At 32.5% G+C, this 25,338-nt stretch carries 21 protein-coding genes; 6 read left to right on the top strand and 15 right to left on the bottom strand.

All coding sequences use genetic code 11. From position 1 onward, the window contains the following. Window positions 1-458 precede the first annotated feature (458 nt). From IQ05_RS01260 to IQ05_RS01240, 5 genes are all read left to right on the top strand, one after another. Window positions 459-1,868 carry a peptidylprolyl isomerase gene (locus tag IQ05_RS01260; protein ID WP_394345188.1) on the top strand — a complete coding sequence of 470 codons (1,410 nt, stop codon included), beginning with the start codon at window positions 459-461 and terminating at the stop codon, window positions 1,866-1,868. 104 nt (window positions 1,869-1,972) lie between these two features. Further along, the gene (locus IQ05_RS01255) at window positions 1,973-2,926 is read left to right on the top strand and encodes an AAA family ATPase (RefSeq protein ID WP_144889102.1); all 954 of its coding nucleotides are present in this window, start codon (window positions 1,973-1,975) and stop codon (window positions 2,924-2,926) included. Between the two features lie 325 nt (window positions 2,927-3,251). Continuing rightward, a complete protein-coding gene (locus IQ05_RS01250) occupies window positions 3,252-6,023 on the top strand; it encodes a bifunctional aconitate hydratase 2/2-methylisocitrate dehydratase (RefSeq protein ID WP_144889101.1) in 2,772 nt (923 codons plus the stop codon). 121 nt (window positions 6,024-6,144) lie between these two features. Beyond that, entirely contained in the window at window positions 6,145-8,412 is a 2,268-nt protein-coding gene (locus IQ05_RS01245; RefSeq protein WP_144889100.1) for an aconitate hydratase, read from the top strand. Window positions 8,413-8,862: 450 nt separating this feature from the next. Further along, the gene (locus IQ05_RS01240; RefSeq protein ID WP_144889099.1) at window positions 8,863-10,326 is read left to right on the top strand and encodes a peptidoglycan endopeptidase; all 1,464 of its coding nucleotides are present in this window, start codon (window positions 8,863-8,865) and stop codon (window positions 10,324-10,326) included. A 65-nt stretch (window positions 10,327-10,391) separates the two neighbouring features. On the opposite strand, the gene IQ05_RS01235 is transcribed toward IQ05_RS01240, so the two are convergent. Then, on the bottom strand, window positions 10,392-10,901 hold the full coding sequence (locus IQ05_RS01235) for a pyridoxamine 5'-phosphate oxidase family protein (RefSeq protein WP_144889098.1): 510 nt from the start codon (window positions 10,899-10,901) through the stop codon (window positions 10,392-10,394). Window positions 10,902-11,442: 541 nt separating this feature from the next. Further along, entirely contained in the window at window positions 11,443-12,495 is a 1,053-nt protein-coding gene (locus tag IQ05_RS01230; protein WP_144889097.1) for a glycosyltransferase family 9 protein, read from the bottom strand. A 311-nt stretch (window positions 12,496-12,806) separates the two neighbouring features. Between IQ05_RS01230 and IQ05_RS01225 the strand changes: the two genes are divergently transcribed. Continuing rightward, the gene (locus tag IQ05_RS01225) at window positions 12,807-13,034 is read left to right on the top strand and encodes a CDGSH iron-sulfur domain-containing protein (protein ID WP_144889096.1); all 228 of its coding nucleotides are present in this window, start codon (window positions 12,807-12,809) and stop codon (window positions 13,032-13,034) included. Between the two features lie 93 nt (window positions 13,035-13,127). On the opposite strand, the gene IQ05_RS01220 is transcribed toward IQ05_RS01225, so the two are convergent. The 13 genes from IQ05_RS01220 to IQ05_RS01160 form a co-directional block, all read right to left on the bottom strand. Beyond that, window positions 13,128-13,988 (bottom strand): NAD(P)-dependent oxidoreductase, encoded by an 861-nt coding sequence (locus IQ05_RS01220; RefSeq protein WP_144889095.1) that lies wholly within the window; start codon window positions 13,986-13,988, stop codon window positions 13,128-13,130. 149 nt (window positions 13,989-14,137) lie between these two features. After that, window positions 14,138-14,461, bottom strand: coding sequence for a hypothetical protein (locus tag IQ05_RS01215; protein WP_144889094.1), 324 nt, complete (start codon window positions 14,459-14,461; stop codon window positions 14,138-14,140). 61 nt (window positions 14,462-14,522) lie between these two features. Continuing rightward, entirely contained in the window at window positions 14,523-15,092 is a 570-nt protein-coding gene (locus IQ05_RS01210; RefSeq protein WP_144889093.1) for a hypothetical protein, read from the bottom strand. 189 nt (window positions 15,093-15,281) lie between these two features. Then, complete coding sequence (locus IQ05_RS01205; RefSeq protein ID WP_144889092.1) at window positions 15,282-15,998, bottom strand: DUF3667 domain-containing protein; 717 nt, start codon at window positions 15,996-15,998, stop codon at window positions 15,282-15,284. Window positions 15,999-16,182: 184 nt separating this feature from the next. After that, window positions 16,183-16,875: a DUF1003 domain-containing protein gene (locus tag IQ05_RS01200; RefSeq protein WP_144889091.1), complete on the bottom strand. Its 693-nt coding sequence runs from the start codon at window positions 16,873-16,875 to the stop codon at window positions 16,183-16,185. 337 nt (window positions 16,876-17,212) lie between these two features. After that, on the bottom strand, window positions 17,213-17,935 hold the full coding sequence (locus IQ05_RS01195; protein ID WP_144889090.1) for a hypothetical protein: 723 nt from the start codon (window positions 17,933-17,935) through the stop codon (window positions 17,213-17,215). Between the two features lie 143 nt (window positions 17,936-18,078). Beyond that, complete coding sequence (locus IQ05_RS01190) at window positions 18,079-19,296, bottom strand: retropepsin-like aspartic protease (protein WP_144889089.1); 1,218 nt, start codon at window positions 19,294-19,296, stop codon at window positions 18,079-18,081. A gap of 188 nt (window positions 19,297-19,484) precedes the next feature. Next, window positions 19,485-20,789, bottom strand: coding sequence for a DUF389 domain-containing protein (locus IQ05_RS01185; protein WP_144889088.1), 1,305 nt, complete (start codon window positions 20,787-20,789; stop codon window positions 19,485-19,487). Between the two features lie 307 nt (window positions 20,790-21,096). Beyond that, on the bottom strand, window positions 21,097-21,573 hold the full coding sequence (locus IQ05_RS01180; protein WP_144889087.1) for a hypothetical protein: 477 nt from the start codon (window positions 21,571-21,573) through the stop codon (window positions 21,097-21,099). A 213-nt stretch (window positions 21,574-21,786) separates the two neighbouring features. Next, the gene (locus IQ05_RS01175; protein WP_144889086.1) at window positions 21,787-22,563 is read right to left on the bottom strand and encodes a CPBP family intramembrane glutamic endopeptidase; all 777 of its coding nucleotides are present in this window, start codon (window positions 22,561-22,563) and stop codon (window positions 21,787-21,789) included. A 181-nt stretch (window positions 22,564-22,744) separates the two neighbouring features. Beyond that, window positions 22,745-23,818 (bottom strand): serine hydrolase domain-containing protein, encoded by a 1,074-nt coding sequence (locus tag IQ05_RS01170; protein ID WP_144889085.1) that lies wholly within the window; start codon window positions 23,816-23,818, stop codon window positions 22,745-22,747. A 170-nt stretch (window positions 23,819-23,988) separates the two neighbouring features. Next, a complete protein-coding gene (locus IQ05_RS01165) occupies window positions 23,989-24,363 on the bottom strand; it encodes a hypothetical protein (protein WP_144889084.1) in 375 nt (124 codons plus the stop codon). A 202-nt stretch (window positions 24,364-24,565) separates the two neighbouring features. Then, complete coding sequence (locus IQ05_RS01160; RefSeq protein WP_144889083.1) at window positions 24,566-25,252, bottom strand: porin family protein; 687 nt, start codon at window positions 25,250-25,252, stop codon at window positions 24,566-24,568. Between the last annotated feature and the right edge of the window lie 86 nt (window positions 25,253-25,338).

Raw genomic sequence — 25,338 nt, 5'->3', positions numbered from 1 at the left:
GTGTTTACAACTTTGTATTTTAGACTTAAAAAAATGAGAATTTTAAGATTTAATTCGGAGTTTAATTTTAAATAGAATTAATCCAGTTTTATAATTTTATGAGTTGATATTCAAAACAAAATATTTGAAATTGAATTTTTGTTTTTGAAATAGAATTAAGATGTACTTATTGTATGTTAGTGATAACTCATGAAATGAGCTCTAATTTCACTATTCAATTGCGCTATAATTTTTTGTTAATAGTAGCAGGTATACTTGTATAATGTAATTGAATTGTTATTTTTGTTCGTTTTTAAAATTTTAAGATAACAACTTTTGATTTGATGTAGTAAATATTTCAATTTTAGAATGTTATAATTAGAATTGGGACACCTGAAAAGGTTTCATTTTGAAAATCTTAATTTTAAAGACAATATCATTAAAAGTAAATTAAAATAATGCCAATAAATTCAATACCAATGAAGTCCAATAATAATAGAATTACACTTACTGTTTTGTTCTTAATGTTTATGAGTGTAGTTGTAAATGCACAAGAAATTATTAAGGATTCTGTAATAGCTCCCGTAAAAAAAGCAAAGTCAACTGGCAAACAAAAAGTTGACGGTGTTGTTGCTACTGTTGGGGATTATATTATTTTAGACTCAGATATAGATAAAACGTATTTAGAGATACAAGCTGGAGGTGGTAATACTTCAGAGTACGATCGTTGTCAAATGCTTGGAAAGCTTCTAGAAGACAAGTTGTATGCTCATCAAGCTGTTCAAGATAGTATTATAGTTACAGATACAGAAGTGAAGGGAATGATGGAAGAACGATTGAATTACATGATAGACAAAATTGGGTCTATGGAAAAAGTGGTTCAATATTATAAAAAGGATTCTGAGGAAGAATTTAGAACTTATTTTGCTGATATCTTAAAGGAAGGAAAGCTAACATCAGAAATGCAAAAAAAGATTATTGATGCTGTAGAAATTACTCCGGAAGAGGTGCGAAATTATTTTAAACAAATACCAGCGGCTGATTTGCCTTTTTTTGGTGTAGAACTTGAAGTAGCACAAATTGTGGTTATGCCAAAAGTTTCTGCAGAAGACAAACAAAAAGTCATTGACAAACTCAATGGGTTTAAAAAAGAAGTAGAGGAAGGTGCTAGTTTTTCAACAAAAGCAGTTTTGTATACGCAAGATCCAGGGTCTAGATCAAGTGGTGGTTACTATAAGATGAATCGAAAAACTCCATTTGTAAAAGAGTTTAAAGAAGTCGCTTTTAGTTTAGCTGAGGGAGAAATTTCGGCTCCTTTTGAAACTGAATTCGGATATCACATTATTCTAGTAGAAAAAATTAAAGGCCAGGAAGTAGAATTGCGTCACATTTTATTATCGCCTACTGTTACCGAGGCTTCCTTAACTGAAGCTAAAGAGAAAATTAAGCTAATTAAAAAAAGAATTGAGGATAAGGACATTACTTTTGCTGAAGCTGCAAGAACTTTATCTGATGAAAAAGAAACTCGAGCAAATGGCGGTGCTTTAATCAATCCTCAAACACAAGATACTCGTTTTGAGTTGACAAAAATGGATCCTTCTTTTTACAGCCAAGTTTCAAATTTAAAAGAAAATGAAGTTTCTGCACCTATTTTAGATCAAAGTGAAGAAGGTAAAAAAAGTTATAAAATTATTACGGTTACCAATAGAATTGATGAACACACAGCAGATTACGCTAAGGATTATATCAAAATTAAAGATTTAGCGTTAAAACAAAAACGAATTACTGAAATAGGAAAATGGTTTGACGAAAAAATCAAAGAGACCTACATCAAGATTCAGGGAGAATATAGAGATTGTAAATTCACAAACAATTGGTTAAAAAAATAGACTTATTTTTAGTCTTTAAAACTTAAAAAATTTCTGTAAATAAATAAAAAGAGTTAGTTTTATGCTTGCATAAACTAGCTCTTTTTTAATTTAAAAATATATACATGTCAGATGTTGCAGCAATACATAATTTAGTTCAAAAACGAAATGAACTAAAAAAAGAAATCGCAAAAATTATTGTAGGACAAGATGCTGTTGTCGATCAAATATTACTTTGTATTTTTTCAGGTGGACATGCTTTATTAGTGGGCGTTCCTGGATTAGCAAAAACGCTTATGGTGAATACATTGGCGCAGGCCTTAGGTCTAGAGTTTAAAAGAATTCAGTTTACTCCAGATTTAATGCCATCAGATATTTTAGGAAGTGAAATTTTAGATGAAAGCAGACAATTCAAATTCATAAAAGGACCTATTTTTTCGAATATAGTTTTGGCTGATGAGATCAATAGAACGCCTCCCAAAACGCAAGCAGCTTTGCTTGAGGCTATGCAAGAAAGATCTGTTACTATTGCCGGAAACAATTATAAATTGAATTTGCCCTATTTTGTTTTGGCAACTCAAAACCCAATTGAGCAAGAAGGAACCTATCCTTTACCCGAAGCGCAACTGGATCGTTTTATGTTTGCTATAAAACTTGAATATCCAAGTTTTGAGGAGGAAGTACAAGTGGTAAAGCAAACTACTTCAAATGAGAAAGTAGTTGTAAATTCGTTATTTACAGCACAAGAGATCATTGATTTTCAAGAATTGATTCGCAGAATTCCTGTTGCGGATAATGTTATAGAATACGCGGTGCGCTTGGTGAGTAAAACGCGTCCAGATAATTCTTTGTCAAATGAATTTGTGAAAAATTATTTAGATTGGGGAGCAGGACCTAGAGCCTCTCAAAATTTAATTTTGGCTGCCAAAGCCAATGCGGCTTTTAATGGAAAATTTTCTCCAGACATAGAAGATGTTCAAGCCGTGGCAACCGGAATTTTGAGACACCGAATCATTAAAAATTACAAAGCAGATGCCGAGGGAATAACTGAAGAAATGATTATCGAAAAGCTATTATAACGTTGTAGTTAGCTTATTTAGAAAGGTTCTTTGTTGTAAAAGCAGCAAAGAACCTTTTTTTATTTTGGTCTAAATTCACGGATTGCTAAAAATGGCTTTTTTAAATACCAAATAAATAAAATTTTATTAAAATTTTGAATTATCTGCACTGGATGTGGTTTTTTATATGGTTTTAGCAATAATAATTTTTAAAAACGGGACTTCTATTAAATTTTTTTAAATCTCAGCTTTAATTCTTAAATTTGCTAAACTAAATAACATTTAATTCTTATGTCTCTATTTGCAATAAATTTTTAGCATTATAGAACAGTAATATATCACACTTATGAGTACTTATAACGATTACATTAATGAGATTGAAGAGCGTAAAGTTCAAGGTCTTCACCCAAAACCAATCGATTCAGCAGAATTGCTAATCGAAATCGTAGCACAAATTAAAGATACAAATAACCCAAATAGAGAAGATTCTCTTAAGTTTTTTATCTACAATACCTTACCAGGAACTACAAGTGCTGCTACTGAAAAAGCAAAATTTTTAAAGGAAATTATTCTTGGAGAAGAAGTGGTAAATGAAATTACTCCTGCTTTTGCTTTTGAATTATTATCGCACATGAAAGGTGGTCCTTCAATTGAAGTGTTACTAGATTTAGCTTTGGGAAATGATGTAGCAATTGCCAAAGAAGCTGCTAAAGTTCTTAAAACTCAAGTATATCTTTACGATGCTGATATGGATCGTTTGAAAGCTGCATTTGAAAGTAATAATGAAGTAGCTAGAGAAATTTTAGAAAGCTATGCTCAAGCAGAATTTTTCACAAAACTTCCTGAAGTAGCAGAAGAAATTAAAGTAGTAACTTTTATAGCAGGTGAAGGAGATATTTCTACAGATTTATTGTCACCAGGTAACCAAGCTCACTCACGTTCCGATCGTGAATTGCACGGTAAATGTATGATTACGCCTCAAGCTCAAGACGAAATAAAAGCATTGCAAGCACAACATCCAGATAAATCTGTAATGTTAATTGCAGAAAGAGGAACGATGGGAGTTGGTTCATCTCGTATGTCAGGTGTAAATAATGTAGCACTTTGGACAGGTAAACAAGCAAGTCCTTACGTGCCATTTGTAAACTTTATGCCAATTGTTGCAGGTACAAACGGAATTTCTCCTATTTTCCTTACTACAGTTGATGTAACGGGTGGTATCGGTTTAGACTTGAAAAACTGGGTAAAAAAGACAGACGCTAACGGAGAGGTAGTTCGTAATGAAAGTGGTGATCCAGTTTTAGAAGAAACGTATTCTGTAGCAACAGGAACGGTTCTTACCATTAATACAAAATCAAAAAAGTTATATAACGGAGACCAAGAATTAATTGACATTTCTAAAGCTTTCACGCCTCAGAAAATGGAATTCATCAAAGCTGGTGGTTCTTATGCGATTGTTTTCGGTAAAAAAATTCAAACTTTTGCGGCTAAGACTTTAGGAATTGAAGCACCTCTAGTTTATGCGCCTTCAAAAGAGGTTTCAATTGAAGGACAAGGTCTCACTGCTGTTGAAAAAATCTTCAATAGAAATGCTGTAGGAACTATTTCTAAAAAAGCGTTACACGCGGGTTCTGATGTTCGTGTTGAAGTAAATATCGTTGGTTCTCAAGATACAACGGGATTAATGACGGCTCAAGAATTAGAGTCTATGGCAGCAACAGTGATTTCACCAATAGTTGACGGTGCTTACCAATCAGGTTGTCATACTGCATCAGTTTGGGATAAAAAAGCGCAAGCCAACATTCCAAAATTGATGAAATTCATGAACGATTTTGGTTTGATTACCGCTCGTGATCCTAAAGGTCAGTACCATGCAATGACAGACGTAATTCATAAGGTTCTTAACGATATTGTAATTGACGATTGGGCTATCATTATTGGTGGTGATTCACATACTCGTATGTCAAAAGGAGTAGCGTTCGGTGCCGATTCTGGAACAGTTGCTTTAGCTCTTGCAACAGGAGAAGCTTCTATGCCTATACCTGAATCTGTAAAAGTAACTTTCAAAGGTCAAATGGCTAGTTATATGGATTTCCGTGATGTAGTTCACGCTACTCAAGCGCAAATGTTACAAAAATTTGGAGGAGAAAATGTTTTCCAAGGAAGAATTATTGAAGTGCATTTAGGAACGCTTACAGCCGATCAAGCCTTTACATTTACAGATTGGACTGCTGAAATGAAAGCCAAAGCTTCGATTTGTATTTCAGAAGATGATACTTTAGTGGAATCTTTGGAAATTGCAAAAGGAAGAATCCAGATCATGATTGATAAAGGAATGGATAACAAAACGCAGGTTCTTCAAGGATTAATCAACAAAGCAAATAAGAGAATTGCTGAGATTAAATCAGGTGATAAACCAGCTTTAACTCCAGATGCCAATGCTAAATATTATGCAGAAGTGGAGGTAGATTTGGATGTGATTAACGAACCAATGATTGCTGATCCAGATGTAAACAACAAAGACGTTTCTAAAAGATATACTCACGATACCATTCGTCCACTTTCATTTTACGGAGGGGATAAAAAAGTAGATTTAGGGTTCATCGGTTCTTGTATGGTGCATAAAGGGGATATGAAAATATTAGCTCAAATGCTTAAAAACGTGGAAGCACAAAATGGTAAAGTAGAATTTAAAGCACCATTAGTAGTAGCGCCACCAACCTATAACATCGTAGATGAGTTAAAAGAAGAAGGTGATTGGGAAGTTTTACAAAAATATTCTGGTTTCGAGTTTGATGATAACGCTCCAAAAGGTGCTGCACGTACTGAATACGAAAACATGTTGTATTTAGAGCGCCCAGGGTGTAATCTATGTATGGGTAACCAAGAAAAAGCTTCAAAAGGAGATACGGTTATGGCAACATCTACTCGTTTGTTCCAAGGTAGAGTTGTAGAAGATACAGCTGAGAAAAAAGGAGAGTCACTACTTTCTTCTACACCAGTAGTTGTATTGTCAACAATATTAGGAAGAACTCCAACTATTGAAGAGTATAAAATTGCAGTTCAAGGGATTAATTTAACCAAATTTGCACCTTCAAATAACCAATCTGTATTTTAAAGCCATACGTTAAAATTTTTATAAAAAGCTCGGGTTTAGGTACTCGAGCTATTTTTTGTGTAATAGCTGTCTTAATTTTTTGTAAATTGTAATATTGTTCAACAATACTTAAATAGAAATTATGGCCTTTGATATAGAAATGATAAAAAGAGTGTACAGCAACATGGCAGATCGTGTTGATGCAGCGCGAAAAGTTGTAGGTAGACCGCTTACATTAAGCGAGAAAATATTGTACAATCACCTTTGGGAAGGTAATCCTAGGCAAGCTTTTACTCGTGGGGTTGATTATGTAGATTTTGCACCAGATAGAGTTGCTTGTCAGGATGCTACAGCGCAAATGGCCTTGTTGCAATTTATGCATGCTGGTAAAAAAACGGTAGCCGTACCCACTACAGTTCATTGTGATCACTTGATTTTGGCAAAAAACGGAGCCCAATCCGATTTGGCTGTAGCCAATACACAGTCCAAAGAAGTTTTTGATTTCCTTTCTTCGGTTTCTGATAAATATGGTATCGGGTTCTGGAAACCAGGTTCAGGAATTATTCATCAAATTGTTTTAGAAAATTATGCTTTCCCTGGAGGTTTGATGATTGGTACTGATTCACATACCGTTAATGCGGGTGGTTTGGGAATGCTTGCTATTGGTGTAGGTGGAGCTGATGCTGTTGATGTGATGTCTGGAATGTCTTGGGAATTAAAATTTCCTAAATTGATTGGAGTTAAATTAACAGGTAAATTATCTGGATGGACTGCTCCAAAAGACGTTATTTTAAAAGTAGCTGATATCCTAACTGTAAAAGGAGGAACAGGAGCGATTGTTGAGTATTTTGGAGAAGGAGCAACTTCAATGTCATGTACTGGTAAAGGGACTATTTGTAACATGGGTGCAGAGATAGGAGCAACCACGTCTACATTTGGTTATGATGAATCCATGCGTAGGTATTTAGCAGCAACAGGCAGACAAGATGTGGTAGATGCAGCAGACCATGTAGCAGCATATTTAACCGCAGATCCTGAGGTTTATGCAGATCCTGAAACGTATTTCGACCAAGTAATTGAAATCAATCTTTCTGAATTAGAGCCACATATTAATGGACCTTTTACGCCAGATAGAGGAACACCAGTTTCTCAAATGAAAGCGGAAGCGGCTGCAAATGGGTGGCCTATCAAAGTAGAATGGGGTTTGATAGGGTCTTGTACCAACTCCTCTTATGAAGATATGGCACGAGCTGCATCAATTGTAAACCAAGCGGTAGCACATGGGATTACTCCAAAAGCTGAATTCGGAATCAATCCAGGATCGGAACAAATTAGATATACCATTGAAAGAGATGGAATTATTGCCACTTTTGAAAAAATGGGAACCAAAGTATTTACCAATGCCTGCGGACCATGCATTGGGCAATGGGATAGAGCAGGAGCAGATAAAGAAGAAAAAAATACCATTGTGCATTCGTTCAATCGAAACTTTTCGAAAAGAGCCGATGGAAATCCTAACACCCATGCTTTTGTAACTTCCCCAGAAATGGTTGCGGCTCTGGCTATTTCGGGACGTTTGGATTTTAATCCGATTACAGATACCTTGATTAATGATAAAGGTGAAGAGGTGAAATTAACGGCTCCTTATGGTGATGAATTGCCTCAAAAAGGTTTTGCAGTAGAAGATAATGGATTTCAAGTACCAGCTGAAGATGGTTCTGGAGTTCAAATCTTGGTCAGTAAAACGTCTGATAGGCTGCAACTTTTAGCTCCATTTGAAGCCTGGAATCGAAAAAATATTACAGGAGCAAAGTTATTGATAAAAGCATTTGGAAAATGTACTACAGATCACATATCTATGGCTGGTCCTTGGTTGCGTTTTAGAGGCCATTTAGATAACATTTCTAATAATATGTTGATTGGTGCCGTTAATGCGTTTAATCAAAAAACGAACGCTGTAAAAAATCAATTAACAGAAGAATATGATGCTGTTCCTGCGGTGGCAAGGGCTTACAAAGCTGCTGGAATCCCATCAATTGTTGTAGGAGATCACAATTATGGCGAAGGATCTTCACGTGAACATGCCGCTATGGAACCTCGATTTCTAGGAGTTAAGGCAGTTTTAGTAAAATCATTTGCACGCATACATGAAACGAATTTAAAAAAACAAGGTATGCTTGCTTTGACTTTTGCTAATGAAAATGATTATGATAGAATTCAAGAAGACGATACCATTAATTTTCTGGACTTAATATCATTTGCACCTGCAAAACCACTCACACTAGAGTTTGTTCACTCAGATGGTAGCACTGATCGAATTCTTGCAAATCATACTTATAATGAAAGTCAAATAGGTTGGTTTGAGGCAGGATCAGCTTTAAATTTAATTGCTGCAGCAAGTAATTTATAAACAGATTTTACATCTTTTAAAACTCTCAAAGCTATTTTGAGAGTTTTTTTTGTGATATACATTACTTGAGTTGACTTCTAAAGTAAGAATAGTAATGAATATCAGGTAGGCTAGTTGGTTTAATTTTTCTAAAGAATTCGTTAAAATGGATTTTTTCAACGTTAAAGTTCTAAAAAAGGGTGTGTTTTTTGATTAAATCAATTAAATTAGCTTTTTTGAAATAATTAAATAAAAATTTAATTCATTTTAAGAAATTTTTGAATTTAATGCAATCCTAATCCCAATCGCTAATATTTAGATTGGAAAAACTCTTTCAGACAAAGAGATTAGGGTAATTGCATTTTTATATTGTTTAGAAATGAAAAGTTTTTTTACATCATTTTTTTAAGCAATTAGCTAAGAACCAAATCACGCTCTGTATGTTTTTTAAAGAGCAGCAAACAAATAAATATGAATTTACGATTACTAACAGCTTTATTTTTTCTAAATAGTATTGCTATTTTCTCGCAAGAGCGAGTCATAAAACATACTATCGTAAAAGGAGAAACCGTATCCAGTATTGCTGATAAATATGAAGTGAAGCAAAGTGAAATTATAAAGTTAAATCCAAGTGCAAAAAAATTATTAAAACTGAATTCAGTTTTAGTAATACCGCAAGAATCTAAGAATAAAAGTGCATCCAAAAGTAATTCGATCTTAAGTCAAAAAACAAAAGATCATGAAGTACAAGCCAAAGAAACTTTGTATGGTATTGCAAAACAATACGGAATTGCATTTAAAGTACTTAAGGAATTGAATCCCACTCTCGGAGAATCTGAATTAAGAATAGGTCAAAAAATTAATATTCCTGAAAATGCATTTTTATCTAGTAAAATAGAATCGGATGTTCTAAATCACACCGAAAAGGGTAATAACGAAGATCAAAATGAAGTTAAAAGCACTTTTACAAGAGCAGTTTTACCAAAAGAGACAAAGTATTCTATCACACGAAAATACGGAATTACAATCAAAGAATTTGACAAAGCAAATCCTGAAATAGGCGTAAAAGCATTGCGAGCGGGTCAAATGATAACAATCCCTGGCACAGAGGTTGTGTTACAAAGTCAAACTACTTCTCTTGAAGAAACTAGTAGTACAATTGCTGCAGCAAGTCCCAAAAATGAAAATCTGGAAACAATACCAGTTACAAGTAGCGTAATAGAGAAAGCAACAGATAATTCAGCTAGTCTTATTCAGCCTAATACTGCTATAGGAACATTAAATTCTAGTTCCCAATCTATAATAAGAGAGGTTTTACCTAAGGAAACTAAGTATGCTATAGCCAAACAATATGGTATTACTGTTCAAGAATTAGAGAAACAAAATCCTACAATAAAAAACGGACTTCTTGTAGGGGATAAACTTTCTATTCTTTCACCAATAACTTCAAATGCTGTACTTGAAACAGCTGGAGATATAAAAATTACTGATGCAGCTATTGAAAGTAAAAAAATTGACTTTAATACCTCCGTTAAACCATCATTTAATCACGATTTTTTAGACCAGTTGATTTCTAGAGCCTCAGAAAATATAGGAACTCGATACCGAAGCGGAGGCACCAGCAAAGAGGGCTTTGATTGTTCTGGATTGATGTGTTCCACTTTTGGTTCTTTTGACATAAAACTACCCCGAACTTCTAGAGAACAATCTGCGGTGGGCACTAAGATTAGTACAGATGAAGCTCAAAAAGGAGACTTAATTTTTTTCAAAACTAATGGTAGAGGCCAGATTAATCACGTAGGAATGGTTGTTGAGGTTTGTGAGGGAGAAATAAAATTTATCCATTCATCAACAAGTAACGGAGTAATCATATCTTCAACTAAGGAAAAGTATTATGAAAAAAACTTTTCCCAAATCAATAGAGTGCTACAATAATTCACTTTAAAAATTAAAAATATTTATATTTAAAACGTTCCCAAATTGGGGCGTTTTTTTTTGTTTTAAAGTTTAATTTCTCCTTCATTACCACTTACATAATTAGTTCCTGTTACAACAGATGCCGCCATTTTTAGAAAATTAATCATTTTATTTCCTTCAGTGTCCCAGAAATATGCACTGCTTGGTTTTACTTTGATAAGCGAAACATTTGGGTCGTTTTTACCTTCTTTAAACCAAATATTCACAACAGGAGACCAAAGTTCTTCGATTTTTTCTTGATTGGTAACTATTGATGCTTCACCATTTACAACCATGTAACTTCCTTTTCCGGGATGTGCAAAAAATAATTGAACACTAGAATCTTGCTCAATTTCTTTGTTTTTATCACTATTTTTTTCGCTGAAGAACCAAATATTTCCTTGCTCACATACGTGTACCGCTCCCATTGGTCTTGTGGTTGCTCCATCATTCGTTTTGAGATTGGTGCAAAAAAGACAGGTGTTAATTTCTGTAACTAGGCTTTTAAGTTTATCTATTCCTTCTATTGTATGTTCATTTGCTTGATCACTCATAATCCTAAGTTTTATTTAGACTGTTAGACTCTGTAAATTCTTTTACAAAGTTGGGATATAAAACAGTAAAAAGGATTATACAATTCAGAGTAAAAGTTTCATTTTTCACGTATCCTAAATGTGGAATTGTTTGATTCCATCTGCGGGAACCGTACTCTTTTTAAGTACTTTTGGGCGGCTTTAGGAGATGCTGTTTAGTAAACTGATCATAAGTGATTAAAGCTGCAGAATTATGGGTTTAAACACCAAGTAAACTTCCTTAATACGTTTGGTCAGGATTGTGATTTCTGATAGCTTCAATACATTTTGTAAACATCAAATAATCGATCCAGATCTTTAACTGAAACTGTCATATAATCTAACATCAGAGTTAAAGTTTCTGGATTTTACGACGAAATTGCTCCCGTACAAAGCAATGCAAATAGGAGCGGAAGCAGAAATTTTGTTCTTAAGTCGGTACAACAAGGCTTAGTATTTTAATCGATGTACGGTTTCAATATTTCTACCTCTAATGATATTTTTATAAATAGGATGTGATTAATTATTGTTTAAGCAATACGTTATTTATTGTTTCAATCCAGTCTTTTGTGGTACCTATGTTTGTGTTGATTCCTATGCTGTTGTTGTGATAAGGCTTGTAAATATCAATGTTTGGCCTTGAAAATAACCCAACAGTAGGAGTTAAGCCAGAACTTGCTAAATGCATAATTCCACTATCAGCTCCTATAAAAAGTTTTGTATTTGCAACTACAGCAGCTATTTCTCTCACATCTTTGCTGTAAAATGAAGTTGCCTTAAAATTGATTTGTGAAACATTTTCAACAGGTAAAATTTCTAAGATATTGTAATCAGAAAATTCTACTTTTAGACCCGTATAAAATTCCTCCCACCACGTTGTAGAGTAGCATTTGTCAGCCGTAGCATAGGTGAAAATACAAATGGTTTCTTTGTCATTTGGGACTAAAGCATCAACAGCGCTCTTACCTTGTAGTAATTCCGCTGCAGTCAGTTTGATGTCTAGTGGAGGCAAAGCTGCATGATTCTCGGGGAAACCTAATTTAGTTAGAAAACTTCGGAATTCATAGATAGGAAACTTTGCAATATGATCGTAGTCAGGGTATTTCGTTCGGAGTATTTCATCTTCTTCTCCAAAAAATTTATATTTCGCATTTGCAAATTGTGCTGATAACCTGCCAGAAGAGGAGTTTTTATCCACATTTATTACAATATCATATTTTTCACTTTTGATTTTCACCCATACTTTAAAATAAGCAACAAGATCTTTAAAAGGTTTTTTGGGTAATTCTATAATGTTATTAATGTTGTCATAGTTTTGAAAAACAATTGGTGCCAAGCCACCCTTTACAAACAAATCTATTTTACAAGCTGGAAAAGTGTTGGTCACATCCTGAACAAGCGGAGTAATAAGGAGTAAGTTCCCAAGCCTGTGATTGGGTCTAGAAATTAAAACTTTTTTAATTGTTATTTTTTGAGAAGGATCTATTGCGAAGTTGCTAGCTGAGTTGCCAATATTTTTTGTAAGTCCACGAGTTATAGCTCGGCGCAGCACATTGATTTTTGTTAGAAGGCTCATGTTATATATGAAATGTTATACTGTTCTATTTTGGACAAATGTACAATTTACTTGTTTACATTGTTTTTTTGAGTAAAAAAAGTATTATTTGGAATTGGTTCAAAACTTTAAAATGCTTAATAGACTGTGAGTTTTTTGTTGTTTTTCTCTGATTGAAATTGATTGTTCTTGCTGAATAAAAACACTTTTCAGGAAGTACAACAAAATAGAATTAATGTAAATAACCCTATTCAATAATAAAATACTACTCTATCTTGAACAGGTTCTAAAATATTTTGCAATCTTTGATTTCTAAAAAAAAATACAGCAATATGAGCAAGACTAAATTAACAATCAATAAGAATGGTTCTATAAAAATAGAAGGTGATTTTGAAATTACAGACTGTGAAGGAAAAACATACGGATTAGAAGGAAGAACCGCATTAGGGCTTTGCCGTTGTGGTTTATCTGCCAACAAACCTTTTTGTGATGGTGCACACCGCAATAGTTTTGAGCATGAGCCTGCTGCGTTTGACTTGCCACCGATGAAAACAAAGTAATATCGTTTTCTGATTCGAGTAAACAAGAAAAGCTACATCTTACTGGGTGTAGCTTTTCTTGTTTTTGTGGGTATTTAATAGAATTATAAAACCCTATTTACTTTTCAAACTACTAATAATCGCCATTACATCTTGATCGCCCAATCCTTCTTTTTCAGCTGCAGCGTAACTGTCATACAAAGGATGAATGAGTGGCGAATCTAATCCCGCTGCTTTGGCCAAGCCTAAATCTTTAACCAAGTGTTTCAACGCAAATGCTGCTGGATAGGAATCGCTTAAAATAGCAGGTGTTTTAATGTTAGTGATGCCGTTGCCACAAGCGCCTTGATTGATGATGTTGAGCATGTCTTCTTTACTTACGCCATTTTTCTCGGCAAATAATACGGTCTCTGCAATACCTTGTAAGTTGAGGCCAAGTAAATAATTAATGGCTAATTTTGCTGAACTTGCCACGCCGGGTTCGCCTACATGAATGGCAATTTTACCCAAAACATCAAATATCGGTTTTGCAACTTTAAAATTTTCTGTAGTAGCACCCACAAGAATTACGAGCGTTCCATCTTGTGCTGGTTTTACACTTCCTGAAACGGGCGCATCTATAAATGCTACTTGGTGTTGGTTACAAATGGTGTTTAAATAGCGAGAAGTTTCAGGAGAAACGGTGCTCATATTAATGATGGTTTTCCCAGAATTAGCTTTCGATAACAAACCGCTCGGACCTTCAAAAACTTCTTTTACTGCTGCGTCATTAGATAACATGGTCAAAATTACATCGCAAGTTTCCATTAAATCTTGTAAGCTGTTTGCTGATTTTGCCCCTGCAGCTAGTAAAGGTGCTTCTTTTTCTTTGGTTCTGTTAAAAACGGATACATTAAAACCCGCTTTAAGTAGGTTAAGCACCATTGGGTTACCCATGTTGCCCAAACCGACCCATCCTAATTGTATATTTTTCATAATGTTCTAGTTCAAAAAATGATTTGTTTTCTTTTTGGTTTTAAATGCATACTTGCAAAAGGAAAACAACACTAAAGTACGGTTTAATTTTGGTAAATAAACCATCTTACCGATAGCACATTTGTAAGGGAGAAGTTTTGCTTTTAAACTTATATATAACTCGTAAGCCTAGTAAGTAAGAATCCTATGCCAACTCCAATTAAAGCCGCAAAAATCCTCTGTTTGATACTAATTTTAGCAGATTGTTCTTCAAGCAATAGATCATTTTCCATCAATTGCATTTTGATATTTCCTATTACGTATCTGACTTTTAAAACCAGATTTCTGTCCTGTAATTTTATAGCGTGGTCGGCGCCTGAAAAAGAAAATTTACTCGAAATATTCTTTCCGTTGAGTAGTACTTTTTCCACTCCAAAAATGGTATTAAAGAATTCTATGGTATTGTTTTCAATAGTAAATTCAGCATGTTTCATTATATTTTAATTGAGTAGTGTTATGCAATTTGGCGTTATGATTTTAGTGTTTTCGGATGAATTACAGAGTAGCTTTACGCCAATTGTACAATAACAATCTTCTTCTATCATCAATATCATTCACTCTTACCTCAGTAACGTCTTCTATTTTAAAGAGCGAAGTTCCTAGATCTTCTCCGTTTTTTGCTACACAATTCAGAATGAAATCTTGGTCAGAAAGGTCTTTAACAAAACCAGTGAAAAACTCATTTCCGTTGATTTCAAAGCTCGCCATTTGATCCTGATTGTTATACAATTGTAAAATAGCACTAAACTGCCAGTTTTCGGATTGATTCAAGTGAATTGCAAAGTTGGATGGCTTATCAATAATATCAGAATATTGAATGAGGCATTCCATAACCTTGATGTAATCATCATTAAAGTCAACATTTTTAATGTTTTCTACTTTTATAAAAATAATTCCATCAGGTTTGCCAAAACGGGTGTAATGTCTAAACCCAATATACTCTTCATTAATTTCAGTGATGTACCCTACAAGGGAACCTTTGTCAGAATTGTATTGCCAGATGGCAATTATTTCTTTGTTGTCCTTAGATTTTTGTAATATCGACTGTAAAATGCTGGTACTCATCTGGGGAGATTTCTTTTTTGTTTGAAATAATTTTTTTAAAAATAGAATCATGATGGTTGGCTTGGTTAATCTATTTTATAAAATATGTGTGAACCGTTTTTCTCTTTAAAAACGATTTGGATTGTGTTTTGTAAGTATGATACTATTTTATTCGCTAGAACTAATTGTAAATTTTTTAAGTTGCTTTTTTTAGTTTTTGTTCACCAAATCAATTAAAATTCCTATTACTACAGGTATTACCCAAAAAAATATCATACCTAATAGGTACGCACCCAATGCCTTAATATAGCTCATAACTTTGCCTTTATTAAAAAAATGTCCTACTGCCCAAGAACTATACAATATACCTACGGCACCTGCAAATGTCATAATTTTGAAATGTGTTACACCTTCAATGATTACAAAAACTGAAAATATCAGCATTGCCATTCCCAAAACAAAACATAGCATTATCAAGATTTCGTAGAAGTTATAGCTGGACTTTTTAAAAAATATTTTCAACCACATTGCTATTAATACTCCCATTAATATGTTTGCATATCCATAATGTCCTTGCAACCATTTTACAATTATGCTTGTTGTATCATTCTGAGCTCCTTGGTATTTTACATATCCATCCTCAAGGTTGAAAAAGTTATTTAGGATGGTGTAAATTAATGATGTGACAATTATAAATATAACCGGTTTAACAAGGCGGGTTCTGTTTTGTGTGAAATAATCTCTGATGTTTTTCCCAGGATTAACTAGTAACTCTTTAACGGTAAATAAAATGCCCCGTTCAAAATGTAAAACATGTTCTATTTCATGAATTATGTAGTGTCCGTTAATTCTTTTTAGCTCAGCTGGCTGTCCGCACTCTGGACAATACTTTGAGGTTAATTCTTGATTACAATTGTTACAATTCATGTTTATAGATTCTTAATTATTCTGCATGTAGGTTAATAGCTATCTCGATTGGTCAAAAGGGTAAGTGAATTTAATCGTAAATATAATTGATTTTAACTACAAAATAAGAACAAGTATCATTATGAATATGTTTTGTTTTTAGTTGCTATCTGATCATTTGAAATTTATGCTGTGGTATTTAATTTTATTTCTTTTTGAGTTCTTTCATTAAATCTTCTAGATAGTCTGTTTGGATTTCTTGAATTTCAAGTAGTTTTTTGTTTTGATGGGCTAACAAATGATCAATTTTTTCACTTAAAAGTTTTATTTCAAGTTCGGCTTTTAAATTGATTTTATAATCATGTTCGCTTCTCTGTCTGTCTTTTTGCTCTTGTCGGTTTTGGCTCATCATAATAATAGGAGCTTGGATAGCCGCTAAACAAGAAAGAATCAAGTTAAGCAATATAAAGGGGAATGGGTCAAATGGTTTTGTAGTTAAAAACCAAATATTAATGATCATCCAAATTAAGATGAAAGAAAAAAAAGTGATGATAAACATCCAACTACCACCAAATGAAGCAACATTATCAGCAAGTTTTTGTCCAAAAGTGAGTTCAGCCTCTATTTCATCTTGAATATTTTCAGAAAGAATGGAGTTGTTTTTTATCGCCTCCATTACATCTTGATCAATGGCCGCAATTTCTCCTTTTTCCAGAATGATTAAGGAGGTTAAATAGAGGCGTCTGTATTGATTCAATTCGTCAATAGTAATATAATCGTCTTGTTTTAAATCGGGAAAGGTTGATTTGATTAAATTGAAAATTCCTTCTCTTATATCCCAACATTTTACCTCTTCACCCTTTTGAATTTCTTTTTTACTGATGTGGCTTGTTTTCATTTAGGTTTTTGTTTTTTAATACTATCTAACTTTGTTCTTTTGCTAAAGAATTAATTTCAGAAGCACTTTTTAAGACTTATTATTATCATAGCCAATATGCTTTAAAAACGCTGTATGTATACCGTAAATATAGTAGTTCTAAATTACAAAACCGTAATGTATTCTAATCTTATAGTTTGCTTTTGAATCTAATAAAAAATAGAACAGTAAGCTATACAAAGCGAGCTGTCTATTTTATAAAGCACGATTTGTAATTGCTATATTGAGGTTCTAATGGATAAAATCGTAGCTTTTTTTTTAATAAAAACTTTTACAGAAGCTTACATTTTTATTAGTGTTATCTTTTTTTCAAGACTCCTATTTCTGACTCAAACAACATGGGGCCTTCGCTTTGTTTAACCGTAAAATTATATTCATTATTCATACTCAGGACTAAGCCGTACTGTTCGTTCATTTGTCTGAATACGTAAAAAGAAAGTATTTTTTGTTCTTTATCATAGTTCCAACTTCCAACTTCTGTGGTCATATAATCTTTTGTTTGTTTCGAGAGATAGCCGTTGTACCGTTTTAAATCATTACCCAATCTAATGGTGCGAAAATTATCAGCAGTAGTTAGCGTGTAAGACCCTACAAACTGCTCTAACTGTTCCATTCTAGCATCGTAGTAAACACCGGCTTCACAATTTAGATTTAACACTAAATCAGTGTTAAGGGCTATGTTTTTTAAATTATCAAACTCAGAAGCATTTACAATTTCCAATACCTTGATGCGCTGTACGCAACTGTTTGGATTAGTTGTTTCTTGCTTTATGTCTGTTGCAAAGACCAAAACGGGACTGTTTAATTTCTTGATTTCGGCAATGGCTATTTTAAAACGGAACGCTCTATCCTTTCCAAAAGGTATAAATTTTTTAGGATCAAATTGCTTTCCTTCTTCCGTCCAATAAATTTTACCTGTTTCCTGTAAGCCGTAAGATTCGACTTTTCCAAATAACTCAAGGTTTTGTGAAAAGCCCTTTAATGAAACAATAAGTAGTAAAAGGATAACTATTTTTTTCATTTTTTTTGGGATTTAGTAGGTGTTATATAATGTTGCTTTTTTAGGTACTTACGTTACAAACGCAAGTTTTCTTTTCAAAGATAAGTATTCGATTTATACAAGAGCCATTTTGGATTAGAGCCCTTTTTTTAATTGTATAACATTTAATTTTTTAGCATCTGATCATAAAATAGATTATTTGGTTTTAGGTAAATGTGATGATGCTTAAAGTCAATAACCGCATTAAACCTTTTTAAAATTTTATTACCAATGTTTTCATTATGCTCTACGTTTTCTATTTCTTTTTGTTGAATTGATAGAGGAATTTGATACATCTCAAAATCTCCAATTTTCAGCTTGGGCAACATCACTAAATTGCTAATTATTTCCTTTCCTGCAGAACCTACGGATGTAATTGTTCCTATTTGTTTCATTTCATTGTTAAGAAAATGCTCTTTTGCAAACTTTTGCCCAACAACTAACGTACCGTTTGAGCCTGTATCAAAATCAAACCAACTTTCACTTACTTTCCCATTTATTATAAGTTTTAATTTTATATAGGGTATTCCTTCTATTAATTTAAAATCCAACTTGGAATATTCAGTAGACAATTTTGGTAATGATTGGTGAACTATTAAAATGCTTTTTTCATAATCAATTTCAATAATTTTGCCTTCAAACGCAATCCAACCTAAAACTAAATCAAAAGATGGTTTTTGATAATCAATTGACAAAAGTGAAACATTTTCCCATTTCAAATCGTTGATTTCAATTGTATTTTTAGAACTTGTCCCCACGATTGCTTTGCCATCTGTTCCAGTATTTTCTTGATTTCCGTCTAAATTAATTTTTACTTTTTTATTAATTAATGAGGAAGTAATAACACAAGAACTTGCTCCTGTATCAAACATAAAATCTAAAGTGTCTGAATAGTTTACTTTACCTTTCATATGAATTCTATTGTCAATTCCAAGTGTGAAAGGTATGGTGTCTGTAGCCTGGTCTGTTTTTGTTAGTCTTGTGTAAAATAGTTTAGGTTCTAATGAAGGATTTTGTTTGCTATCAGTATTTATTTGAGTATGAGCTTTGTATTTTCCGTTTAGCAAAATAATAAAGTCATATTTTTTGTTTGGTTTTACTGTAAAAGATATGCTATCGATTTCTGAATAAAATGTAATTATTTTAGTTCCTGTAAATCTCTGTGTTACAAAAACATCTGACTTCACTTCTGGCGCTATCGTCCATTCATCTTTATAATCAGAATTTCCCTCTTTTATACTAATAGTGTTTTTGTCAGTTTTAAGTATGGGTAATTTTTCTTGTGCAAATGCAAATTGTGTCGCAATGATGAGCAGAAATAAAGGGTAGATTAGCGATTTCATACGTGTTATTGTTTGCAGGGAATACGATGTTTAATTTAAAAGTATAGCAATCTCAAGGATTATGTAGGTCTTTTAAGGCTTTGATCGTGTTTTTGAATTTTGCTACTTTGACAGGCTTAATAATTTGTAACGCTTTAGCCTTGTTTTAAAACCTACTGCATAAAGTTCTAAATGGTTTGAATCATTGTCTAATTGCTAGTGCTTTTCCAAAATACCTCTACTGTATTTTTTTTGATTCTTATTTTAATCCATTGCTCTAATTTTTGGGTGTCCTCTCTGTTCAATTGCTTAATACTGGAATAAATAACAACAGGAACAATATCTTTCTTTTCTTGACTTACATTAAATGGATGATTAGAAATAGAAATATCAGTTAGTACCGGAAATAGTATTCTAGCTTCATTAAGTAAAGATGTATTATCATATTTATTATTTTCAATTTCATTTCTCAAAGTTGCAATGACAGCATCTTTTTCATCTACATTGGCTTTATCATTTTTAATTTGGTTTAAAATGTCCTGCTTTAGATTCGTGGTATCTTGACGGATTTTAAATTGAGTTCCTTTTAAATCATAAATTTTTAATCTTTGATTTATCTCGGCACTTTCTTGCGGGGTAAATCGCTTTGAAAGTAGCGCAATCTCGACACTGCTTGAATTGGATTTATAGCGTGTTTTTTGATAGATGATGGTATATCCTTTATCCGTAAATTCATTTTGGATGAATGAATTTACTTTTTGTTCAAATTTTCTTTCCTCAAACAACGTATAGCCAAAGTAAATGCTGGGCATCAGCAATACAACAGTCAAGGTTGTAATAACATATGTAATTTGTTTTTCTCGCGCTTTTTCAAATTGAACCAAACGCGGATATTTCAAGAATTTTACAATCAAGAAAGTAGCAACACAGATGAAAACACAGTTGATAGTGTATAGGTAAATTGCTCCTCCAAAAAATCGGTAGTTGCCAATTGCCAAACCATATCCTGCGGTACAAAGTGGCGGCATCAAGGCAGTAGCAATTGCAACACCTGGAATAGGGTTTCCTTTTTCTTTTCGTGTAATGGCAATTACCCCTACTAAGCCACCAAAAAAGGCAATCAGAATATCATATATATTTGGAGAAGTACGAGCCAGAAGTTCAGATTGAGTTTCTTTAAACGGACTTAGATAAAAATAAATAGTTGACACTGCAAGACTCACAAAAGTCGCTATTACTAAATTCTTTAACGATTTCTTCAGAAGTTCGAAATCATATATGCCGAGCGCAAAGCCAGCCCCAATGATTGGTCCCATTAATGGCGAAATTAGCATAGCACCTATAATTACAGCAGTAGAGTTAACGTTCAAACCAATAGACGCCACCACGATGGCACAAGAAAGAATCCAAAGGTTAGCACCTCGAAACGAAATATTCGATTTCACATTCTCGAGCACGGTTTCTTTATTGTCCTCTCCTTTTGTTAAATCGAGGAAATTTAATAATTTGTTCATTAATTTTTACTTTGAGTTCAAATATAAGACATTTCATTAAATGTACTTGCTGCTTGTGTCAGTCAATGAAAAAACCTCAGTCTTTCTGTTTTAGAAAATAAACGAAATAAAATACTAAAACAAAGAACATATCTCAATATCAAATGCATTTTATTTTAAAATAGACGCATTATCAATATTATTTCATACCTAAAAAAGTATCAAGGTATTAATGATCCTATGGGTGTAGGTAATTGTATTTCAAACCCTACATATTTTTTTAAAAGTACGTGTGGAGTTCCATCTAATCGAGGGAACTTCTTTATTTTTACAAGACTCTATTTCCGATTTCAGCTTTTCGATCTAAATTACTACCAATAAACCCTCCTATGCCTAAACCCCACAACATACCTACTGATAAACCTATTGCTATTTTTCCAAATGCAGCACCAATAGCTATTCCGAAAGACATTCCGAAAATCATACCCTTACTTACATAACTTCTTTTAAATTTACCTTTTTTAACATAATTGAAGTTCTCTTCTACAAAGGTTTGTAAATTGGTTATTTCAATTAAATGTTTTCCATGGTACTGGACTTTTTGTTCCGGTGTCTTATGTTGTATGCCATTAATCACCTGTTCCATTTTTGTGCGAAGCACTTCACTATCAGGAATATGATTGTCTTCAATTTTTACCAGTAGATTTTTTAAATAATCAAAACTAATATGAGCTTTCTCTTGAGTCGTATAATTTTCAGTTTTTTCGTTTAAAACCTCTTGCATTTTTTGCGTCCAATTTGTCATAACTATTTTTGGTTGAAATTATCTGTTTTTAATTGATTGTAATGTTGTAATGCTTTTATCTTTTTGACTTAACAGCTGCCGAGAGCGTCACGCTAGTGAACACAAATACTATCTCAATATTTTAAAAAATCTAATGATTGGTATAAAGTGAAATCATGTTAATCCACGACCAATTACTTGTTAGACGCACGCACTAGCTAGGTTTCTGCTTATTTAAAGTTGATCTTCTACAATTAAAATAGTTTTTTCATTCATATCTCTTAATAGCTTTCTGACCAAAAATGAAAGAGCTATTGTAGCAATTGGAATACTAATTACACTTAAAATTGTAACTGAATGAATATCTAAAAAACTAAAATATAAGTACGATTGAATTAAGATTATAAAATTTGCAAAAAAATGTAATATTATAGTATTTCCAATGCTTCTTGTTTTATAAAATATCCAGCCAAAAAACAGGCCTAATATAATTGCTCCCCAAATTTGAAATGGATTTGCATGGATAATTCCAAAGAAAATAGCAGAGAAAATTATAGCCTTCTTGGGGGAATATGTTAATAAAAACCCTTTCAAAACCATTCCTCTGAAAATTATTTCCTCAAATATTGACCCCAAAAAAATAGCACCTATAGTTGTTAAAAATGCATCCAAAGGGTTTGTTAATATTAAGTTTTGTCCTAATGCTAATTTTATTAAATGATTAAAAGGCTTGGTGAAACCAATTTGAAAAATTACGATGATTAAAATCATTAGAGGTATTTGCCTTTCTGCCTTTAATTTCAAATTTAACTCTACTTTTACTTTTCTTTTAAAATTGAATAAAAATGTTAACCCAATGAAACTAACAATAAATGCTATGAACATTAATATTTGCGAAATTTCTAAAGACAGCAAATCCTGCATTAAAATAAATGGAGTGGCTAGAAATAATGATATTACAAATAAAAGTAGAAAATGTTTTATTTTATTAGGATATAATTTTTTTTGCATAATTAGCTTAATTTAGGATTTTCGTTTAAATAAGTATATTGCTGCACAGTTGGCGTAAATGTTTAGCTCGTGAACACAAATACTATTTCAATATTTAAAAAAAAAGCTAATGACCGGTATAAACTAAAATCATTCTAATCCGTTGACACCATCACGAGCGGGACGCAGTTGCTAGTTATTGTTATTTTTTCTCAGCCAAATATAAATTCGCAATTTCTTCAATGAAATTTTCAGGACGTGAACCCACTAAATTTGTCAAAATCACTACTGAAATATTTTCTTTTGGATAAATGTATAAAGCATTTCTATTGCCCCCTAATGAAGCAATTACAGGATTTTTTTCTCTTGAAGAGGAATAAAAACCAATCGAACTCTGATTCAGAAAACCGTTTTCTTGATATATGTCTCCGTTCTCTAATCGAATAGGGGTACAAAGAGTTTTTACATTTTCGGCATTAATTAATTGATTGCTTTGTAATGCCATTACCCATTGTGCTATTTCGGTTGCCGTTGAATAGATTCCGCCAGCTGGATACAAATTTGAAGGTATGGGTTGATACACATTAGTTAGCATGTTATTTCTAAAATACGAGTAGGGCTTTGCAGAGTGCTTAATTATGTTGTAAAAATCGCCTACACCAGCTTTGGTGGAATTCTTCATTCCCGCTTTTTTATACTGGTTTTCTGAAATGAATTTTTCAAATGACTGTCCGCTTATTTTTTCAATAAGCATTCCAAGCAGTAGGTAATTTGCTTGACAGTCTCTAAACTCTTTACCAGGTTTAAAAACAAGAGGCAATTCTTTTATTTTTTGGAATAAAGTCTCACTATTTTCAGATAACATATTTCCTTGTGAATCCCAAATTTCAGGAAGTCCCGATTGATGCGTCACTATTTGTTTTACTGTAATATTTTGCCAACTTTTAGGCAGCTTATCCAAATATTTTGAAATAGGCTCGTCAAGATTTAATTTACCATTTTCGACTAATTGCATAATAGCAACTCCTGTAAATGTTTTAGTCATGGAATTAATGCTAAAAATAGTTTGGCTATCAACTGCAATTGAATCTTCAACGGATGCTAATCCGTAGTGACCTGTTTTAATAATTGCATTATCTTTAATTACCGCTAATTGCAAACCAACAATTTTATTTTTTTGCATTAGGTTTTTTATCGCATCATCAACTTTATCAACTTGTGAATAAGTAAAATTACTAACAGCAAAAAAGGTAAGTAAGAGCATTGTTTTTCTCATATTTTCTATGTTTTATTTGATTGAATTGTTCGGTTTTTGTCACTGTTGGCGCGAGAGTCTCGCTCGTGAGCACAAATTCTATTTTAATATTTTAAAAAAATCTAATGACAGATACCAACTAAAATTATATTAATTCGTTAATATTATCATGAGCGGGGTATTGAGCAGTGTTATTCAAGATCAAACCAATTTTTAAGTTGATGTTCTAGTACCTCAATCTCTGCTTTGTTGGTAACCTCTTTTGTAAAATCAACTTCAATGTTGTTTGGATTAACTGTAGCATATTTTAGGTAGAAGAATTTATTGATTTTTTCAGAAGAATTCTCGGGACAACCACCACTATCAGTTCGATACAATTTATTATTGACAACGTATTTCACAAAAGCGGTAGATGATTTGCGGGCAGGTTTGCAAAGCGTGTATTTACAAATCGTTGTGCCAGGATAATTTTCAATTTCTTCTCTAGATTTATTGGCTTTGTTGATAATAAAACAAAATCCAATTATAATTAAAATGAAAAATACTATCGCTTCTATTTTGCTCATTTTCGTTCCTTCTGTCATAATGTTATCTAATTTGCTTTTTCTGAAAAAAAAAATTGTCCCCAAGCTACCTGTAGTGTCCCGCTCGTGAACACAAATACTATTTTAATATTTTAAAAAAATCTAATGACTGACACAAACTAAAATAATAGTAATCCGTTGAGACCATCACGAGCGGGACGCTCGTGCAAGTGGGATGTTTTTTTTAGTTTATTGAATATCCAATTATTAAATTCAATGAATTAGTTTTAACCTCTCCATTTCCCCAAACTTTATTTTTACTTGTATTACTTAAGCCTAAATTTTCTCTAATTTCAATAAAAATTGAGTTTTTTTCATTTATTTCAATTGTTTTTCCTAATCCAATTGATAAACCAAAATCTGTCTTATTATTAAGATTTGTAGTTTCGACAGGGTCATTATTTAGGCCATCAATTTTTTCCAAATCATTCGTTAAGTTTGATTTTAATAAATACCCAATAAATGGACCGCCATTTACATAAAAACTATTTGTATTGCTAAAATTATATTTTAGCATTATGGGTAAAACTAAATAGTCATAATTCTTTTTTGATGTAAAATTATAATTTTGGGAAAAATCATTTGTATCTGTTACCTCAATATTATTATCTCCTTTTTGGCTTTTTCTTTCATAATTAAGTTCCAATTTCAAACTTAATTTTTCTTTCATTTGATATTCAAAATTTAATCCTCCTAAAAAAGAAAATGCAGGACTTTCGGAATAAAAAGGCTCAAATTGAACAGGAATGTCATAACCTCTTAAATTTGAATAATTTAATCCAGCTTGAACTCCGATTTTAATTTTTGAATTTTGCGAATAGTTTAATGTTGAAATTAATAGAAATGTAATGCTCAAAAGTAATTTTTTCATTTTTTTTGTTTCTGTTTTTTATTTTTTTTAAGAAAATTTCTTAGCTGGCGCTCGTTAATATAATTTCTATCTGAACAGGATAAAAA

Source organism: Flavobacterium tiangeerense, from assembly GCF_007830355.1.
Classification (GTDB): domain Bacteria; phylum Bacteroidota; class Bacteroidia; order Flavobacteriales; family Flavobacteriaceae; genus Flavobacterium; species Flavobacterium tiangeerense.
The sequence above is the reverse complement of the archived record's forward strand: the minus strand, read 5'-3'. Positions and strand labels throughout refer to the sequence as shown.

Excerpts from the sequence above, each read along its gene's own strand:
- IQ05_RS01260 (WP_394345188.1), top strand. The coding sequence starts at position 459 with ATGAAGTCCAATAATAATAGAATTACACTTACTGTTTTGTTCTTAATG.
- IQ05_RS01255 (WP_144889102.1), top strand. The coding sequence starts at position 1,973 with ATGTCAGATGTTGCAGCAATACATAATTTAGTTCAAAAACGAAATGAA.
- IQ05_RS01250 (WP_144889101.1), top strand. The coding sequence starts at position 3,252 with ATGAGTACTTATAACGATTACATTAATGAGATTGAAGAGCGTAAAGTT.
- IQ05_RS01245 (WP_144889100.1), top strand. The coding sequence starts at position 6,145 with ATGGCCTTTGATATAGAAATGATAAAAAGAGTGTACAGCAACATGGCA.
- IQ05_RS01240 (WP_144889099.1), top strand. The coding sequence starts at position 8,863 with ATGAATTTACGATTACTAACAGCTTTATTTTTTCTAAATAGTATTGCT.
- IQ05_RS01235 (WP_144889098.1), bottom strand. The coding sequence starts at position 10,901 with ATGAGTGATCAAGCAAATGAACATACAATAGAAGGAATAGATAAACTT.
- IQ05_RS01230 (WP_144889097.1), bottom strand. The coding sequence starts at position 12,495 with ATGAGCCTTCTAACAAAAATCAATGTGCTGCGCCGAGCTATAACTCGT.
- IQ05_RS01225 (WP_144889096.1), top strand. The coding sequence starts at position 12,807 with ATGAGCAAGACTAAATTAACAATCAATAAGAATGGTTCTATAAAAATA.
- IQ05_RS01220 (WP_144889095.1), bottom strand. The coding sequence starts at position 13,988 with ATGAAAAATATACAATTAGGATGGGTCGGTTTGGGCAACATGGGTAAC.
- IQ05_RS01215 (WP_144889094.1), bottom strand. The coding sequence starts at position 14,461 with ATGAAACATGCTGAATTTACTATTGAAAACAATACCATAGAATTCTTT.
- IQ05_RS01210 (WP_144889093.1), bottom strand. The coding sequence starts at position 15,092 with ATGAGTACCAGCATTTTACAGTCGATATTACAAAAATCTAAGGACAAC.
- IQ05_RS01205 (WP_144889092.1), bottom strand. The coding sequence starts at position 15,998 with ATGAATTGTAACAATTGTAATCAAGAATTAACCTCAAAGTATTGTCCA.
- IQ05_RS01200 (WP_144889091.1), bottom strand. The coding sequence starts at position 16,875 with ATGAAAACAAGCCACATCAGTAAAAAAGAAATTCAAAAGGGTGAAGAG.
- IQ05_RS01195 (WP_144889090.1), bottom strand. The coding sequence starts at position 17,935 with ATGAAAAAAATAGTTATCCTTTTACTACTTATTGTTTCATTAAAGGGC.
- IQ05_RS01190 (WP_144889089.1), bottom strand. The coding sequence starts at position 19,296 with ATGAAATCGCTAATCTACCCTTTATTTCTGCTCATCATTGCGACACAA.
- IQ05_RS01185 (WP_144889088.1), bottom strand. The coding sequence starts at position 20,789 with ATGAACAAATTATTAAATTTCCTCGATTTAACAAAAGGAGAGGACAAT.
- IQ05_RS01180 (WP_144889087.1), bottom strand. The coding sequence starts at position 21,573 with ATGACAAATTGGACGCAAAAAATGCAAGAGGTTTTAAACGAAAAAACT.
- IQ05_RS01175 (WP_144889086.1), bottom strand. The coding sequence starts at position 22,563 with ATGCAAAAAAAATTATATCCTAATAAAATAAAACATTTTCTACTTTTA.
- IQ05_RS01170 (WP_144889085.1), bottom strand. The coding sequence starts at position 23,818 with ATGAGAAAAACAATGCTCTTACTTACCTTTTTTGCTGTTAGTAATTTT.
- IQ05_RS01165 (WP_144889084.1), bottom strand. The coding sequence starts at position 24,363 with ATGAGCAAAATAGAAGCGATAGTATTTTTCATTTTAATTATAATTGGA.
- IQ05_RS01160 (WP_144889083.1), bottom strand. The coding sequence starts at position 25,252 with ATGAAAAAATTACTTTTGAGCATTACATTTCTATTAATTTCAACATTA.